The sequence below is a fragment of the Pseudomonas sp. GG8 genome (genome assembly GCF_052976945.1).
Window position 1 is genome coordinate 4980863 of sequence record NZ_JBRIIP010000001.1, and the last position, 13330, is coordinate 4994192.

Consider the following 13330-nt stretch of genomic DNA (forward strand, 5'->3'; position numbering starts at 1 on the left):
ACTTACTCACACTTATGCGAGTTCAGCGAAGCACTCTTCCATGATCGCCAGGCCTTTGTCCAGCAACTCGTCAGGAGCAGTCAGAGGCACCAGAACGCGCAACACGTTGCCGTAAGTACCGCACGACAGCAGGATCAGACCCTTGTCGCGCGCTTTGGCTACAACCTGAGCCACAGCAGCCGCGTTAGGCTTGTGCGGATCACCGCCTTCAAACAGCTCGACAGCGATCATCGCGCCCAAGGCACGAACGTCACCGATTACTGGGTACTTGGCTTGAATCGCGCGCAGGCCCGTCACCAGGCGCTCGCCAACCGCTTTGCAACGCTCCAGCAGGTGCTCTTCTTCAAACACGTCCAATACGGCCAGTGCAGCAGCGCATGCAATCGGACTACCTGCATAAGTGCCACCCAGGCCGCCTGGAGCGATGGCATCCATGTACTCAGCTTTGCCGCAAACGCCAGCCAACGGGAAACCGCCAGCAATCGACTTGGCGAAGGTGGTCAGGTCGGCAGATACGCCCATCTGTTCCATCGCGAAGAACGTACCGGTACGACCAGCGCCAGTTTGAACTTCGTCCGCGATCAGCAGAATGCCGTGCTTGTCGCACAGGGCACGCAGGCGAATCATGAACTCTTTCGGCGCAACGTAGAAACCACCTTCGCCCTGAACAGGTTCGATGATGATTGCGGCGATATCACGTGGCTCGGCGTCATTCTTGAAGATGCGCTCGATGCTGGCGATGGAGTCGTCAACCGTCACGTCGTGCAGTGCACATGGGTACAGCGCGCGAAAGATGCCGCCTGGCATCAGGCCCATGCCGGCCGAGTAAGGCACGACTTTACCGGTCAGACCCAGGGTCATCATGGTCCGGCCGTGGTAAGCGCCAGTGAACGCGATGATACCGGCACGGCCAGTGGCGGCGCGGGCAATTTTCACAGCGTTTTCTACCGCTTCGGAACCGGTGGTGACCAGCAGGGTTTTCTTCTCGAAATCACCTGGCACCTTGGCGTTGATCTTTTCGCACAGCTCAACGTACGGTTCGTAGGCCAACACCTGGAAACAGGTGTGGGTCAGCTTGGTCAGTTGTTCTTGCACGGCCGCGATAACTTTCGGGTGCAGGTGACCGGTGTTGAGTACCGCGATACCGCCCGCGAAGTCGATGAACTCACGACCTTCAACGTCGGTAACAGTAGCGTTTTTCGCGGAAGCCGCGAAGATCGGGTGGATCTGGCCCACGCCGCGCGGAACAGCGGCATTGCGGCGTTTCATCAAGGATTCGTTGGTCTGGCTCATAATGTCCTCATTCACCGCTCATCGGGCGGCGTAGTTCAAGGATTAAGCAGTCGGGTGGCAGTTGCAGCAGCATACGATGATCGACTGCTGCAACGTTCCAACTACAGGTGGAATTACGTGTCGCTACTGTGCTGACAGAATTAGATGCCCAGGCACAGGTACTTGATTTCCAGATAATCTTCGATGCCGTACTTCGAGCCTTCACGGCCCAGACCCGACGCCTTGATCCCGCCAAACGGCGCGACTTCGTTGGAGATCAGGCCTGTGTTAACGCCAACCATGCCGTATTCCAGTGCCTCGGAAACACGGAATACGCGGCTAAGGTCGCGGGCGTAGAAGTACGACGCCAGACCGAATTCGGTGTCATTAGCCATCGCGATCACTTCGTCTTCATCTTTGAAGCGGAACAGCGGAGCCAGCGGACCGAAGGTTTCTTCCTTGGAGACAGCCGCATCTTTAGACACGTTGACCAGAATGGTCGGCTCGAAGAAGTTACCTTCCATGCTGTTGCCGCCAGCCAGTACGGTCGCGCCTTTGCTGATGGCGTCAGCGATATGTTCCTTGACCTTGGCCACGGCTTTTCCGTCGATCAACGGGCCGGTAGTGGTGCCGACTTCCAGGCCATTACCGATCTTGAGCTTGGACACCGCGACTTTCAGCTTCTCGGCGAACGCGTCATAGACTGCGTCCTGCACGTACAAGCGGTTGGCGCAAACGCAAGTCTGACCGTTGTTACGGTACTTGGAGATGATCGCACCTTCGACCGCCTTATCCAGATCGGCGTCGTCGAACACGATGAAGGGCGCGTTGCCGCCCAATTCCAGGGACACTTTCTTGATGTCCTTGGCGCATTCAGCCATCAGTTGGCGACCGACTTCAGTCGAGCCTGTGAAGGACAATTTACGCACGATAGGGTTACTGGTCAGTTCGCCGCCGATGTCGCCAGCACTGCCGGTGACAACACTGAACACACCATTCGGGATACCCGCGCGGTGCGCCAGCTCAGCCAACGCTAGAGCCGAGAACGGAGTCTGCGAAGCCGGTTTCAGAACCATGGTGCAGCCAGCAGCCAACGCCGGGCCCGCTTTACGGGTAATCATCGCTGCAGGGAAGTTCCACGGCGTAATCGCCGCCGTCACGCCGATTGGCTGCTTGATCACAATCAAACGCTTGTCTGGCTGGTGACCAGGAATCACATCACCGTAGATGCGCTTGGCTTCTTCAGCGAACCACTCGAGAAACGAAGCGGCGTAAACGATTTCGCCCTTGGCTTCAGCCAGCGGCTTGCCCTGTTCCAGGGTCATCAGGCGAGCGAGGTCGTCCTGGTTTTCAATAATCAGTTCAAACCAACGACGCAGCTTGTTCCCACGGTCCTTGGCGGTCAACGCACGCCAGGCCGGCAGCGCCTTGTTAGCAGCTTCGATCGCGCGACGGGTTTCAACAGCACCCATCTTCGGAACAGTCCCGAGGATCTCATTGGTAGCCGGGTTGTTCACCTTGATCGTCTGACCATTGTCCGCATCCAGCCAAACGCCATCGATAAAGGCTTGCTGACGGAACAATTGGGTGTCTTTAAGCTGCATGTCGGTCTCCTAAACAGCACCGCGCACGCGCGGAGCGAATTTTTTTGTTTGTTCAAAGGCGCCTATAAAAGGCTGCCGTCAGGAAATCATTCACCGTACTCAAGCACAAATAGCGCACTGATCGTAGAACGTGCGGTTCAGCACCCAGCCAAAAGCGTTTGAAATCTCAAACGAATCCTAGGGTCTGCGGGGGTAAAGGACAATAGTCTGTTCGAAAAAAAGAACGAAAACGGAGTTTAGCCGATTAGTTTCAGATCAACGTCACGTTCACACCCTGTTACGTGCGAAATCAACAACAGCACTCACCAGCATGGACGCCCGCCAGCCAGATGAGTATCATGGCGCCCGCATTGCACCAGTAGCTCAGCTGGATAGAGTACTGCCCTCCGAAGGCAGTGGTCGTGGGTTCGAATCCCGCCTGGTGCACCAAATAGCTGTTTCTGGCTGTCTCAGACAGTCTACGAAACACCCCAAGAAGCCCGCCCTGTGCGGGCTTTCTTGTTTCTGGCTATCCCTCCCTACCCCTATAACTTCACGCCGTGTATGCCCCCTCGTATGCTTTGCATTCCTTGAACTGGAGACATACACGCAGTGATGCGCACTGAAATCAAGCGCCATTCCCTAACTTGACTACCGCCTTTGCTCAACACATTCTTCGGGGACACCTACAACTCCTGAAGGAACGCGCGAGCATGAAACTGGAAACCATGGCTATCCACGCAGGCTATAGCCCCGACCCGACAACTAAAGCAGTAGCGGTGCCGATCTACCAAACCGCGTCCTACGCGTTCGACGATACCCAGCATGGTGCCGACCTGTTCGACCTGAAAGTCGCAGGCAATATTTACTCGCGCATCATGAACCCTACCAATGACGTGCTTGAAAAGCGCGTTGCAGCCATGGAAGGCGGTGTCGGTGCGTTGGCGGTTGCGTCAGGCATGGCCGCGATTACCTATGCGATCCAGACCGTGGCCGAAGTGGGTGACAATATCGTCTCGGTGGCCAAGCTTTATGGCGGGACTTACAACCTGCTGGCGCATACCCTGCCGCGCTTTGGTATCCAGACGCGTTTCGCTGCCCATGACGACATCGCGGCGCTTGAGGCGCTGATCGACGACAAGACCAAGGCGGTTTTCTGCGAATCCATTGGCAACCCGGCCGGCAATATTATTGACCTTCAGGCACTAGCCGACGCTGCCCACCGGCATGGTGTGCCGCTGATCGTCGATAACACCGTTGCCACGCCAATTCTTTGCCGCCCCTTCGAGCACGGTGCCGACATCATTGTGCACTCGCTGACCAAGTACATCGGCGGACACGGGACCAGCATCGGCGGCATCGTCGTCGACTCCGGCAAATTCCCATGGGCTGACAACAAAGAACGTTTCCCCCTGCTTAACACGCCCGACCCGTCCTACCATGGCGTGACCTACACCGAAGCCTTCGGCCCAGCCGCCTTCATCGGCCGCTGCCGGGTAGTGCCACTGCGCAATACGGGGGCGGCGCTGTCGCCATTCAACGCCTTCCTGATCCTGCAAGGCCTGGAAACGCTTGGGCTGCGCATGGAGCGCCACACAGAAAATGCGCTCAAAGTCGCGCACTATCTCAAGGCTCATGAAAACGTCGCGTGGGTGAAATACGCCGGGTTACCCGACCATCCAGAGCATGCACTTGCTTTGCGTTATACCGCTGGTAAACCCGCATCGATCCTGTCGTTCGGTATCAAGGGCGGACAGGAGGCCGGGGCACGCTTTATCGATGCCTTGAAACTGGTGGTGCGCCTGGTCAACATCGGCGATGCCAAATCACTGGCCTGCCATCCTGCGTCCACCACTCATCGCCAGTTGAACGACGAAGAGCTGGAAAAGGCCGGCGTGCCAAGGGATATGGTCCGACTCTCCATCGGCATCGAACATTGCGATGACATCCTCAGCGACCTCGCCCAAGCTCTGGAGGCTGCGGTTCCCCGGTAACTTTTTGAAGCTGAGGACTGGCGCCTGGCGTCAGTCCCGGAGCTCAAAAAAAAATCCCATCAAAGCGACTTGAGCGATTCAAGGCCTGAAGGGATTCCTTTCACATCGGACGACGCATCAATCACGTTTGCAGGTTTTGATGCCCAGCAGTGAATAGGCTGGGCAAAAGCGGAAGATGCCGGTCGCCAGTGGTACTACGCCAATCCAGCCCCACACGCCAATGACCCCGAATACGGTCAGCCCGATGAGAATAACGCCCAGTGCGATGCGCAGGACGCGGTCGATGGTTCCAACGTTTGCGTTCATGGTGATCTCCCGATCAATGTGCGCGCCGGGCTTCCAGCGCGGTGAATAACAACATGCCGACCACCATGGCCAACACGAAAACAAAAGCTTGCCAGTGAGCCGTCAGCAAAAGGACGACTGCCGGCCCCGGGCATATCCCGGCGATGCCCCAACCGATACCGAACAGCAGGCTGCCACCGATCAAGCGCGCATCCAGCTCGCGTTTGACGGGCAGTTGCATCGGCGCACCCAGCAACGATGTCGATTGTTTGCCGGCCCAGTTGAACGGCACGCTCGCCACGGCGATGGCGCCGACCATCACAAGCGCCAGCGACGGATCCCAAGCGCCTGCCAGATCGAGAAATCCCAGCACTTTGCCCGGGTTGGCCATACCGGCGAGCAAGAGGCCGATACCAAATAGCAGGCCAGCAATGAAGGCTGTCAGTTTGCGCATGATTAGCTCCCGAGAAGATGACGCAGGACAAAGACGGTGATGAATCCCGCGAACATGAAGGTGATGGTGGCCGCGATAGAGCGCGGGGAACGCCGGGAAATCCCACACACCCCGTGCCCACTGGTGCAGCCCGAACCGTAGCGGGTGCCGACGCCCACCAGCAAACCGGCCACTGCCAGGCCAAACCAACCGCTTTTGAACGCTATTAGCGGCAAGGCAGCAAACAGTCCCCACACCAGTGGCGCAATCAATAGGCCGAGCAGGAAAAGTGCCTTTTCGCTACGGCCTTCGCTGTCGGGCTGTAGAAGGCTGCCGAGCAGACCGCTGATCCCGGACACCCGTCCATTGGCCAGAACAAACAGGCTGGCGGCCAGCCCGATCAGCGCGCCTCCGGCCAACGAAGTCCAGGGTGTGAAATTTAACCAGTCGATCATCGTTGCGTCCCTCCGGTGCAGCAGGTTGTGTTCGTTCATTTTTCCGCCTGAGCCCATATTCAAATCGCGTTAAGCGGAATTTTCAGATAGCGGACGCCGTTGTCTTCGGGCTCCGGCAGAAGACCGCCGCGCATATTGATCTGCACCGATGGCAAGATAAGGACGGGCATTTCCAGGGTGGCGTCGCGTGTTTCGCGCATCTTGACGAAGGCATCTTCATCGATGCCGTCGTGTATATGGATATTGCTGGCGCGTTGTTCCGCGACGGTTGTCAGGTACTTGAGTTCGCGGCCATTGGGCAAGTAGTCATGGCACATGAACAGCTGGGTCTGTGGAGGCAGACTCAGGATCTTTTTTATCGAGCGATACATCGTTCGTGCGTCGGCACCGGGAAAATCACACCGTGCAGTACCGTAGTCCGGCATGAACAGTGTGTCGCCCACGAAAGCGACGGTTTCGCCTTCGACTTCGACGACATAAGTCATGCACGCAGGTGTATGCCCCGGCGTGTGCATCGCCCTGGTCCGCAGCGAGCCAATGCTGAAGTGCGCGCAGTCATCGAGCAGTACATCGAACTGACTTCCATCACGGGCAAAATCGCTGCCGGCATTGAAGAGCTTGCCGAACACTTCCTGCACGACGGTTATCAGGCTACCAATGGCGGTTTTTCCGCCGAGCGTTTTCTTCAGGTAGGCTGCGGCGGAAATATGATCGGCGTGCACGTGGGTTTCCAGTATCCACTCTACCGATGCGCCCAACTCACGAACCCGTGCGATCAATTGGTCGGCCGAATCGGTATGGGTGCGTCCTGACTTGGGGTCGTAATCCAGCACGCTGTCGATCAGCGCACATTGTTTCGTAGCACGGTCCAGCACCAGATAACTGACCGTCCACGTATGGCTGTCGAAGAACGCTTCTACCTGCAGTTGGTCACCGATGATCACTGCGGCTCTCCTGATGGTTGGGTGACACGCGACTGGCCACCTGTATTCATCTCAATCAGCATGCCAATCTTCTATTATCTGAATAAACTTACAACTAACTGTTTTTATTGAGTTTTCATACGTCAACCCAAGAACAGCACGAGCGGGTGTTGTATCTCGAACTTAAAAAACAGTCGACCATCATTCTGAATACCGACTACAACATCATAGCTGCCAACGTGGCTTATCAGCGTTAGTTCGGTACCCAATACTGTCGTGTATCACACCCGTTCTCGGTTCCCTACGATCAGGCCGACGAGCATTGCCCGGTGCGGACAGCTCATGCGTCTCGCGGCCTGGGTGTGACGTTCCGTCACTCCCGTTGCAGTTGAAAATATTGATCCAGATCAATATTAGCCACCGTCGCCGTCAGGACAATTCCGCCATCCCTGCGAGTACCCGTCATGCCAGGCCCCTTCGATTTTCTAAAAAAACCATTAATGAAGGAAATTGGCCTGATATTGCTTATCAAGCTCGTCTTGTTGTTGGGGATCCGAAGCATCTGGTTCAGCGCTCCGGTTGAGGTCATGGATGACGGCGTCAAAGTAGGCCAACACATGCTTGGCCCCCCTCCCGCACTTCCTGAGAAGAACCCCCAATGATCTCGGAATCAGTCGTCGACTTATCTCGACTGCAATTCGCTATGACCGCGCTGTATCACTTTCTGTTCGTCCCTCTGACCCTGGGTTTGACCTTCCTCCTGGCCATCATGGAGTCGGTTTATGTGATGACCGGCAAGCAGGTCTACAAGGACATGACCCGGTTCTGGGGCAAGCTGTTCGGCATCAACTTCGCCCTGGGCGTCACCACCGGCCTGACCATGGAGTTCCAGTTCGGGACCAACTGGGCGTACTACAGCCATTACGTGGGTGACATTTTCGGCGCCCCGTTGGCGATTGAAGGCTTGATGGCGTTCTTTCTGGAATCGACCTTCATCGGCCTGTTCTTTTTTGGCTGGGATCGTCTGACCAAAGTCCAGCATCTGGGGGTTACCTGGCTGGTGGCCATCGGTTCGAACATGTCGGCATTGTGGATCTTGATCGCCAACGGCTGGATGCAAAACCCGGTCGGCGCAGAGTTCAACTTCACCACTATGCGGATGGAACTGACCAGTTTCAGCGCCTTGCTGTTCAACCCCGTGGCACAGGTCAAGTTCGTCCACACCGTTGCGTCCGGTTACGTGACCGGCGCGATTTTTGTCTTGGCTATTTCAAGCTGGTACCTGCTCAAGGGCCGCGATATAGGGTTCGCGCGGCGCTCCTTTGCCATTGCATCGGCTTTCGGCATGGCGTCGATTTTTTCGGTGATCATTCTGGGCGACGAGTCCGGGTATGAAATCGGCGATGTTCAAAAAACCAAGCTCGCGGCAATCGAGGCCGAGTGGGATACCGAGTCCGCACCTGCAGCCTTTACCCTGTTCGGGCTGCCGAATCAGGCCGAGCAACGTACCGACTACGCGGTAAAAATCCCTTATGTCATGGGGATTATTGCCACGCGCTCGCTGGACACGAAGGTGACAGGCATCAAGGACCTGGTTGCCCAGCATCAGGTACGGATTCGCAATGGCATGGTTGCTTATGATCTGCTTCAGCAACTGCGCGCCGGGGATAAAAGCGAACAGACGGTCTCTGCCTTCAATGCGGTGAAAAAGGACCTGGGCTATGGTCTGCTGCTCAAGAAATACACGAACAAGGTGGTCGATGCCAGCGACCAACAAGTCAAGCAGGCCGCGCTGGACTCTATCCCGGGCGTGGCTTCGATTTTCTGGACCTTTCGCCTGATGGTGCTCAGCGGTTTCCTGATGCTGGCCCTGTTCGTCTGTGCGTTCTGGGCGTCTACCCGCAAGAACGAAATGAGCAAACCCTGGCTGCTCAGGTGGGCCCTGTTCAGCCTGCCACTGCCGTGGGTTGCCACGCAGACCGGCTGGTTTGTCGCGGAGCACGGTCGTCAGCCTTGGTCCGTGGGTGAAATACTCCCGACCCATCTGTCCGCTTCAAGCGTGTCGACCGGTGATGTCTGGGGTTCTCTGCTGGCGCTGATCGCGTTCTATAGCGTGCTGTTGGTGATCGAGATGTACCTGATGATCAAGTTCGCCCGACTCGGGCCGAGCAGTCTGCACACGGGTCGTTATCACCTGGAACGCGAGGCAACACCCGACAACGCCACACAGCCGACCCTGGTCTGAGGAGCACAACGATGTTCGACTATGAAAGCCTCAAACTGATCTGGTGGGTACTGGTTGGCGTCTTGCTGATCGGCTTCGCCCTGACTGATGGTTTCGACCTCGGCGCCGCCGCGCTGATGCCCTTCGTCGGCCGCAACGATAACGAACGACGCGTGGTGATCAACACCATCGCGCCGCATTGGGATGGCAACCAGGTTTGGCTGATTACCGCCGGCGGGGCGTTGTTCGCCGCCTGGCCATTGGTGTATGCCGCCGCGTTTTCGGGCTTCTACTGGGCCCTGCTGCTGGTACTGTTCGCCTTATTCGTTCGCCCCGTAGGCTTCGATTATCGGAGCAAACTGAGCAACACCCGATGGCGGCAAAGCTGGGACTGGGGCCTGTTCGTTGGCGGCGTGGTGCCTTCGCTGGTATTCGGTGTGGCGTTCGGCAACCTGCTCCTGGGCGTGCCCTTCCAATTTGACGATACCCTGCGCTCCAGCTACCACGGCAGCTTCTGGCAACTGCTCAGCCCATTCGGGCTGCTCGCTGGCGTCGTCAGCTTGAGCATGCTCTGCCTGCACGGCGGCACATGGTTGATGATGCGTACAGAGGGTGACATCGCCCGGCGTTCTCGCAGCGCTGCTCAACTGTTCGCGGCGGTTTACCTGCTCGCCTTCATCGGTGCCGGAGTCTGGCTCTTGCTGGGCGGCATTGAAGGGCAAACCATCACCTCAGCCTTCGAACCCGGCATAGCCTTGAATCCGCTGAGCAAAACCGTGGCCGCGAGTAATCCGGGCTGGATGGTGAACTACGGGAAATACCCACTGACCATCATTGCGCCGGTCTTGGGGATAGTCGGCGCGCTGCTGGCCCTGCTCTCGGCCAGCGGCGGTCACAGTCGCTGTGCGTTCCTGGGCAGCAGCCTGGCCATCGTTGGCACCCTCTGCACAGCCGGTTTCGCCCTGTTTCCGTTTGTCATGCCGTCGAGTATCGACCCTGCCTCCAGCCTGACCGTGTGGGATGCTGTTTCCAGCCGCATGACACTCAATATCATGCTGGTTGCGGCAGCGATTTTCGTGCCACTGATCCTCTGCTATACCCTTTGGTGCTACGCCAAAATGTGGGGAAAAGTGACCACCAAACACATCGACGCCAACACTCACAGCCTTTACTGAGGAGCACACACTATGTGGTATTTCGCCTGGATCCTCGGTGTCTTATTGGCCTGTAGCTTCGGCATCATCAACGTCATGTGGCTCGAGGCCACCGACACGCTGGACAAGGAGCCAGCGGGTGACATCTGAAGCCACACCGCGGTTGCGACGCGCCAGCAGCAGGGTCTTGTCCCTGCTGCTGGCCGTTCCGTTGAGCCTGATTCTACTGATCCACCCCATCACCATCCTCAACGCCCAAGGGCACTACAACCACAACCTGCTGATGCTGGTCATGTGGGGCGTGGCTGCGGGGTACGTGCACGGCGTGGGCTTCGACCCGCATGCACGCGTGTGGCAAGTGGTGTTTCATCCGCTGGTAGCCTGGGGTCTGATGACCTTGGGCTATGCAGTGATGTGGGTGCATTAGGGCATGTCTGAAGCCCGTACCGGGCTTATTCGCAGACAAGTCAGCTCCCACAGATGATGTTCTATTTCAGAGGGTTATTGGTAGGCGCAAGAAGACGTAATCCAACACTGAAAACTCACCCCCCAAGCACCCGCGCATAAACCTGCCGATCAATATTCGCCCCACTCAAAATCACCGCCACTTTGGCACCTTGTTGGCGCTCACGCTCTTTGATCAGCGCCGCCAGGCCCGCAGCTCCGGCGCCTTCGGCGGTGTTGTGGGTGTCTTCGTGGAAGATCCGGATCGCGCTGGCGATTTCGTCGTCATTAACCCGGACGATTCGCGCTGCGCCTCGGCGGATGATGTCGAATGCTTGCGGCAATGGCAGGCGACAGGCCATGCCGTCGGCGAAGGTGTTGGCGGTTTCGGTGGTGATGATTCGGCCTTGTTCGACGCTCTGCGCAAAGGCGTCGGCGTGTTCGGATACGACACCGACGATTTCGGTTTTCAGGCCCAGTAAGTTGCGAGTCTGGATCAGGCCGCATATGCCGGAACCCATACCGATGGGGACGTAGACCGTCTGCAGACCCTGCACCGCCTCCAGCAATTCCAGCGCGTAGGTCGCGACACCTAAAATAAGGTCAGGATGAAACGCCGGGACACTCTCGTAGCCCTGCATTTCGGCTTGGCGCGCGGCTTCTATCCGCGCCTCGTCGAAGTCTTGCCCGTACTCGATAAGTTGCGCGCCCATGGCCCGCATCGCGGCATTTTTTTCCTGCGAATTGCCGAGGGGCACAACGATGATAATCGGCAGCCCTGCGTTGCGTGCGGCCGTTGCAAGGCTCTGCCCATGATTGCCTCGGGTGGCAGTCACCAGCCCGGTAACGTCAGGTTTGCGCTTGAGCAATCCCTGTACGTACAGCAGGCCACCACGAATTTTGAAGGCGCCGGTCGGTGCGTGGTTTTCGTGTTTGACCCAGACCTCACAACCCAGACGCTCGGCCAAGCGCGGCCATGCGTATTGGGGGGTAGGCGGAACCAGTGGGCGAATGGTTTGCGCGGCGTGGCGTAACGAGGCGAGGTCAAACATCAGGTCACCGGGTTGTGGGTGGGTTTGACCTGATCTTAGGGCCGGGGCATTGTATGGGTTAAACCTTATATTGCATGAGCAACAATAAATGTGGACGCCGACGCTCAACGACAGTGCGCAGCCGAAGTACCTGGCCTTGGTTGAAGCGATCACGCGCGCGATAGAAAGCGGCGAGTTAAAAGTCGGCGAGCGGCTGCCACCGCAACGACGTCTCGCCTGGAACCTGGGCCTGAACCCAAGTACGACGATGCAGGCCTATCGTGAGGCCGCGCGGCGGCATTTGGTTTCGGGTGAAGTGGGGCGCGGCACTTATGTATTGGCCGGGAGCAAAGAGGCGACGTTGTTCCGGCTCAAGCAACCAAGCGAACGCCCTGCCCTGATTGATCTTTGCACCAATGTGCCGGTGACCGATGAGGACAGTCAGGACGAAGTCTTGGCGCTCTCTACGCTGATCAATAACGGACAAGCACAGCGCCTGCAACGCTACCTCACGGCTGACGACCTGGCAGTTGGCCGGGCTCAGGGTGCCGCCTGGCTGCAAGCCCGGGGCCTGAACGTGCCCACAGAAAACATCATGCTGTGCAACGGCGCCCAGCAGGGGTTGTTCACGGCGTTGCTGTCGCTGTGTCAGCCCGGCGAGCCGGTCATCGTGGAAGCCTTCACTGCGCCAGGGATCAAAGCGGCCTGCCGCCAATTGCGCTTGCCCATGCATGGCGTTGCGCTTGATCGATGCGGCATCCTCCCTGACGAACTCGACCGGATGGCGCGGGCCACCGGGGCAAAAATCGTCGTGCTGACGCCCACGCTACAGAACCCGACGTCAACGATCATGTCGCCCCAGCGGCAATTCGAGATCGCGGAAGTCGCAAGACAGCATGACCTGCTGATTATCGAAGATGATGTCTATGGCGCGCTGACCTCCTCACCTCCACTGACGCGACTGTTGGGCAAGCATGGCCTGTTGGTGACAAGTCTGTCGAAAACGGTCGCGCCCGGTTTACGGGTTGGCTGGATCACGGCCGAACCGTCCGTGCTTGAACGTATCGACCCCCACGCGCAGGCCACGCACTGGGGCGTTTCACCGCTCTGCCTGAGTATCGCCTGCCAATGGATCAACGATGGAACCGCACAACGTCGTCTGGCGTGGCAGACCGAAGAAACCACCCAGCGCTGGCGCTTGGCAAAAAAGACACTCGGCGCGGCGTTGTATCAGGCACAAAGCCCGTCTCCTCACATTTGGGTCACCAGCTCACTGCCCTCCATGAAGCTGGCCGAGGCCTGCCGTGCAGCACAGGTCGACGTGGTGCCTGCTGAGGTTTTCGCAGTCAAGGAACACGATACCCATGCCGTACGCATCAGCCTGTGTGCAGCCAGCAATCGAGCACAATTGAAGATCGCATTGGAGCGGGTGGCGCAGATTGTTGGGACCAACGGTACGTTGCAAATTGAGCAAGACGGATCTACTTTTAATAGATAAATACGTCTTGTTTTTACTCCTGTACCGCAATCAC

At 57.7% G+C, this 13330-nt stretch carries 14 protein-coding genes, 1 tRNA gene and 1 pseudogene; 9 read left to right on the forward strand and 7 right to left on the reverse strand.

Annotated elements, in window-relative coordinates; translation table 11 throughout:
• Window positions 1–12: 12 nt before the first annotated feature.
• Both gabT and gabD read right to left on the reverse strand, forming a co-directional pair.
• Window positions 13–1293, reverse strand: coding sequence for a 4-aminobutyrate--2-oxoglutarate transaminase (gene gabT, locus ACVBEG_RS23550; RefSeq protein WP_322177254.1), 1281 nt, complete (start codon window positions 1291–1293; stop codon window positions 13–15).
• Window positions 1294–1433: 140 nt separating this feature from the next.
• Complete coding sequence (gabD, locus tag ACVBEG_RS23555) at window positions 1434–2876, reverse strand: NADP-dependent succinate-semialdehyde dehydrogenase (RefSeq protein WP_322177253.1); 1443 nt, start codon at window positions 2874–2876, stop codon at window positions 1434–1436.
• A 352-nt stretch (window positions 2877–3228) separates the two neighbouring features.
• Here gabD and ACVBEG_RS23560 point away from each other — a divergent pair.
• A tRNA-Arg gene (locus ACVBEG_RS23560) sits at window positions 3229–3305 on the forward strand.
• A 263-nt stretch (window positions 3306–3568) separates the two neighbouring features.
• A complete protein-coding gene (locus ACVBEG_RS23565) occupies window positions 3569–4849 on the forward strand; it encodes a bifunctional O-acetylhomoserine aminocarboxypropyltransferase/cysteine synthase (RefSeq protein ID WP_322177252.1) in 1281 nt (426 codons plus the stop codon).
• A gap of 117 nt (window positions 4850–4966) precedes the next feature.
• On the opposite strand, the gene ACVBEG_RS23570 is transcribed toward ACVBEG_RS23565, so the two are convergent.
• The 4 genes from ACVBEG_RS23570 to ACVBEG_RS23585 are packed head-to-tail and all read right to left on the reverse strand — an operon-like array spanning window position 4967 to window position 6966.
• A complete protein-coding gene (locus ACVBEG_RS23570; protein ID WP_322177251.1) occupies window positions 4967–5155 on the reverse strand; it encodes a YgaP family membrane protein in 189 nt (62 codons plus the stop codon).
• A gap of 13 nt (window positions 5156–5168) precedes the next feature.
• Complete coding sequence (locus ACVBEG_RS23575; RefSeq protein WP_447108351.1) at window positions 5169–5588, reverse strand: DUF6691 family protein; 420 nt, start codon at window positions 5586–5588, stop codon at window positions 5169–5171.
• Between the two features lie 2 nt (window positions 5589–5590).
• A complete protein-coding gene (locus ACVBEG_RS23580; RefSeq protein ID WP_322177249.1) occupies window positions 5591–6061 on the reverse strand; it encodes a YeeE/YedE family protein in 471 nt (156 codons plus the stop codon).
• A gap of 20 nt (window positions 6062–6081) precedes the next feature.
• Window positions 6082–6966 (reverse strand): MBL fold metallo-hydrolase, encoded by an 885-nt coding sequence (locus tag ACVBEG_RS23585; protein ID WP_447108352.1) that lies wholly within the window; start codon window positions 6964–6966, stop codon window positions 6082–6084.
• 98 nt (window positions 6967–7064) lie between these two features.
• Here ACVBEG_RS23585 and ACVBEG_RS23590 point away from each other — a divergent pair.
• The 6 genes and pseudogenes from ACVBEG_RS23590 to ACVBEG_RS23615 all read left to right on the forward strand — a co-directional run.
• A pseudogene (locus tag ACVBEG_RS23590) lies at window positions 7065–7298 on the forward strand (AAA family ATPase); the annotation flags it as partial.
• Window positions 7299–7445: 147 nt separating this feature from the next.
• The gene (cydP, locus tag ACVBEG_RS23595) at window positions 7446–7607 is read left to right on the forward strand and encodes a cytochrome oxidase putative small subunit CydP (RefSeq protein WP_369124888.1); all 162 of its coding nucleotides are present in this window, start codon (window positions 7446–7448) and stop codon (window positions 7605–7607) included.
• The gene (locus ACVBEG_RS23600) at window positions 7604–9190 is read left to right on the forward strand and encodes a cytochrome ubiquinol oxidase subunit I (protein ID WP_322177247.1); all 1587 of its coding nucleotides are present in this window, start codon (window positions 7604–7606) and stop codon (window positions 9188–9190) included. Before cydP ends, ACVBEG_RS23600 begins: the two co-directional genes overlap by 4 nt.
• 11 nt (window positions 9191–9201) lie before the next feature.
• Window positions 9202–10344 (forward strand): cytochrome d ubiquinol oxidase subunit II, encoded by a 1143-nt coding sequence (cydB, locus tag ACVBEG_RS23605; protein ID WP_322177246.1) that lies wholly within the window; start codon window positions 9202–9204, stop codon window positions 10342–10344.
• Between the two features lie 12 nt (window positions 10345–10356).
• Window positions 10357–10473 (forward strand): cytochrome bd-I oxidase subunit CydX, encoded by a 117-nt coding sequence (gene cydX / locus ACVBEG_RS23610; protein WP_322177245.1) that lies wholly within the window; start codon window positions 10357–10359, stop codon window positions 10471–10473.
• Window positions 10463–10750, forward strand: a complete 288-nt coding sequence (locus tag ACVBEG_RS23615) for a cyd operon YbgE family protein (RefSeq protein WP_322177244.1) — start codon at window positions 10463–10465, stop codon at window positions 10748–10750. Before cydX ends, ACVBEG_RS23615 begins: the two co-directional genes overlap by 11 nt.
• A 115-nt stretch (window positions 10751–10865) precedes the next feature.
• Here the strand turns inward: ACVBEG_RS23615 and ACVBEG_RS23620 are convergent, their stop codons facing one another.
• Window positions 10866–11819: a threonine dehydratase gene (locus ACVBEG_RS23620; RefSeq protein WP_322177243.1), complete on the reverse strand. Its 954-nt coding sequence runs from the start codon at window positions 11817–11819 to the stop codon at window positions 10866–10868.
• 88 nt (window positions 11820–11907) lie between these two features.
• Here ACVBEG_RS23620 and ACVBEG_RS23625 point away from each other — a divergent pair, with 88 nt between their 5' ends.
• Complete coding sequence (locus tag ACVBEG_RS23625) at window positions 11908–13296, forward strand: aminotransferase-like domain-containing protein (RefSeq protein WP_322177242.1); 1389 nt, start codon at window positions 11908–11910, stop codon at window positions 13294–13296.
• Window positions 13297–13330 lie beyond the last annotated feature (34 nt).

What these genes read in the sequence shown, in the direction of transcription:
- ACVBEG_RS23565 (WP_322177252.1), top strand. Translation starts at nt 3,569, where the DNA reads ATGAAACTGGAAACCATGGCTATCCACGCAGGCTATAGCCCCGACCCG.
- ACVBEG_RS23580 (WP_322177249.1), bottom strand. Translation starts at nt 6,061, where the DNA reads ATGAACGAACACAACCTGCTGCACCGGAGGGACGCAACGATGATCGAC.
- ACVBEG_RS23620 (WP_322177243.1), bottom strand. Translation starts at nt 11,819, where the DNA reads ATGTTTGACCTCGCCTCGTTACGCCACGCCGCGCAAACCATTCGCCCA.
- gabT (WP_322177254.1), bottom strand. Translation starts at nt 1,293, where the DNA reads ATGAGCCAGACCAACGAATCCTTGATGAAACGCCGCAATGCCGCTGTT.
- ACVBEG_RS23570 (WP_322177251.1), bottom strand. Translation starts at nt 5,155, where the DNA reads ATGAACGCAAACGTTGGAACCATCGACCGCGTCCTGCGCATCGCACTG.
- cydB (WP_322177246.1), top strand. Translation starts at nt 9,202, where the DNA reads ATGTTCGACTATGAAAGCCTCAAACTGATCTGGTGGGTACTGGTTGGC.
- cydP (WP_369124888.1), top strand. Translation starts at nt 7,446, where the DNA reads ATGAAGGAAATTGGCCTGATATTGCTTATCAAGCTCGTCTTGTTGTTG.
- ACVBEG_RS23600 (WP_322177247.1), top strand. Translation starts at nt 7,604, where the DNA reads ATGATCTCGGAATCAGTCGTCGACTTATCTCGACTGCAATTCGCTATG.
- ACVBEG_RS23575 (WP_447108351.1), bottom strand. Translation starts at nt 5,588, where the DNA reads ATGCGCAAACTGACAGCCTTCATTGCTGGCCTGCTATTTGGTATCGGC.
- ACVBEG_RS23625 (WP_322177242.1), top strand. Translation starts at nt 11,908, where the DNA reads ATGTGGACGCCGACGCTCAACGACAGTGCGCAGCCGAAGTACCTGGCC.
- cydX (WP_322177245.1), top strand. Translation starts at nt 10,357, where the DNA reads ATGTGGTATTTCGCCTGGATCCTCGGTGTCTTATTGGCCTGTAGCTTC.
- gabD (WP_322177253.1), bottom strand. Translation starts at nt 2,876, where the DNA reads ATGCAGCTTAAAGACACCCAATTGTTCCGTCAGCAAGCCTTTATCGAT.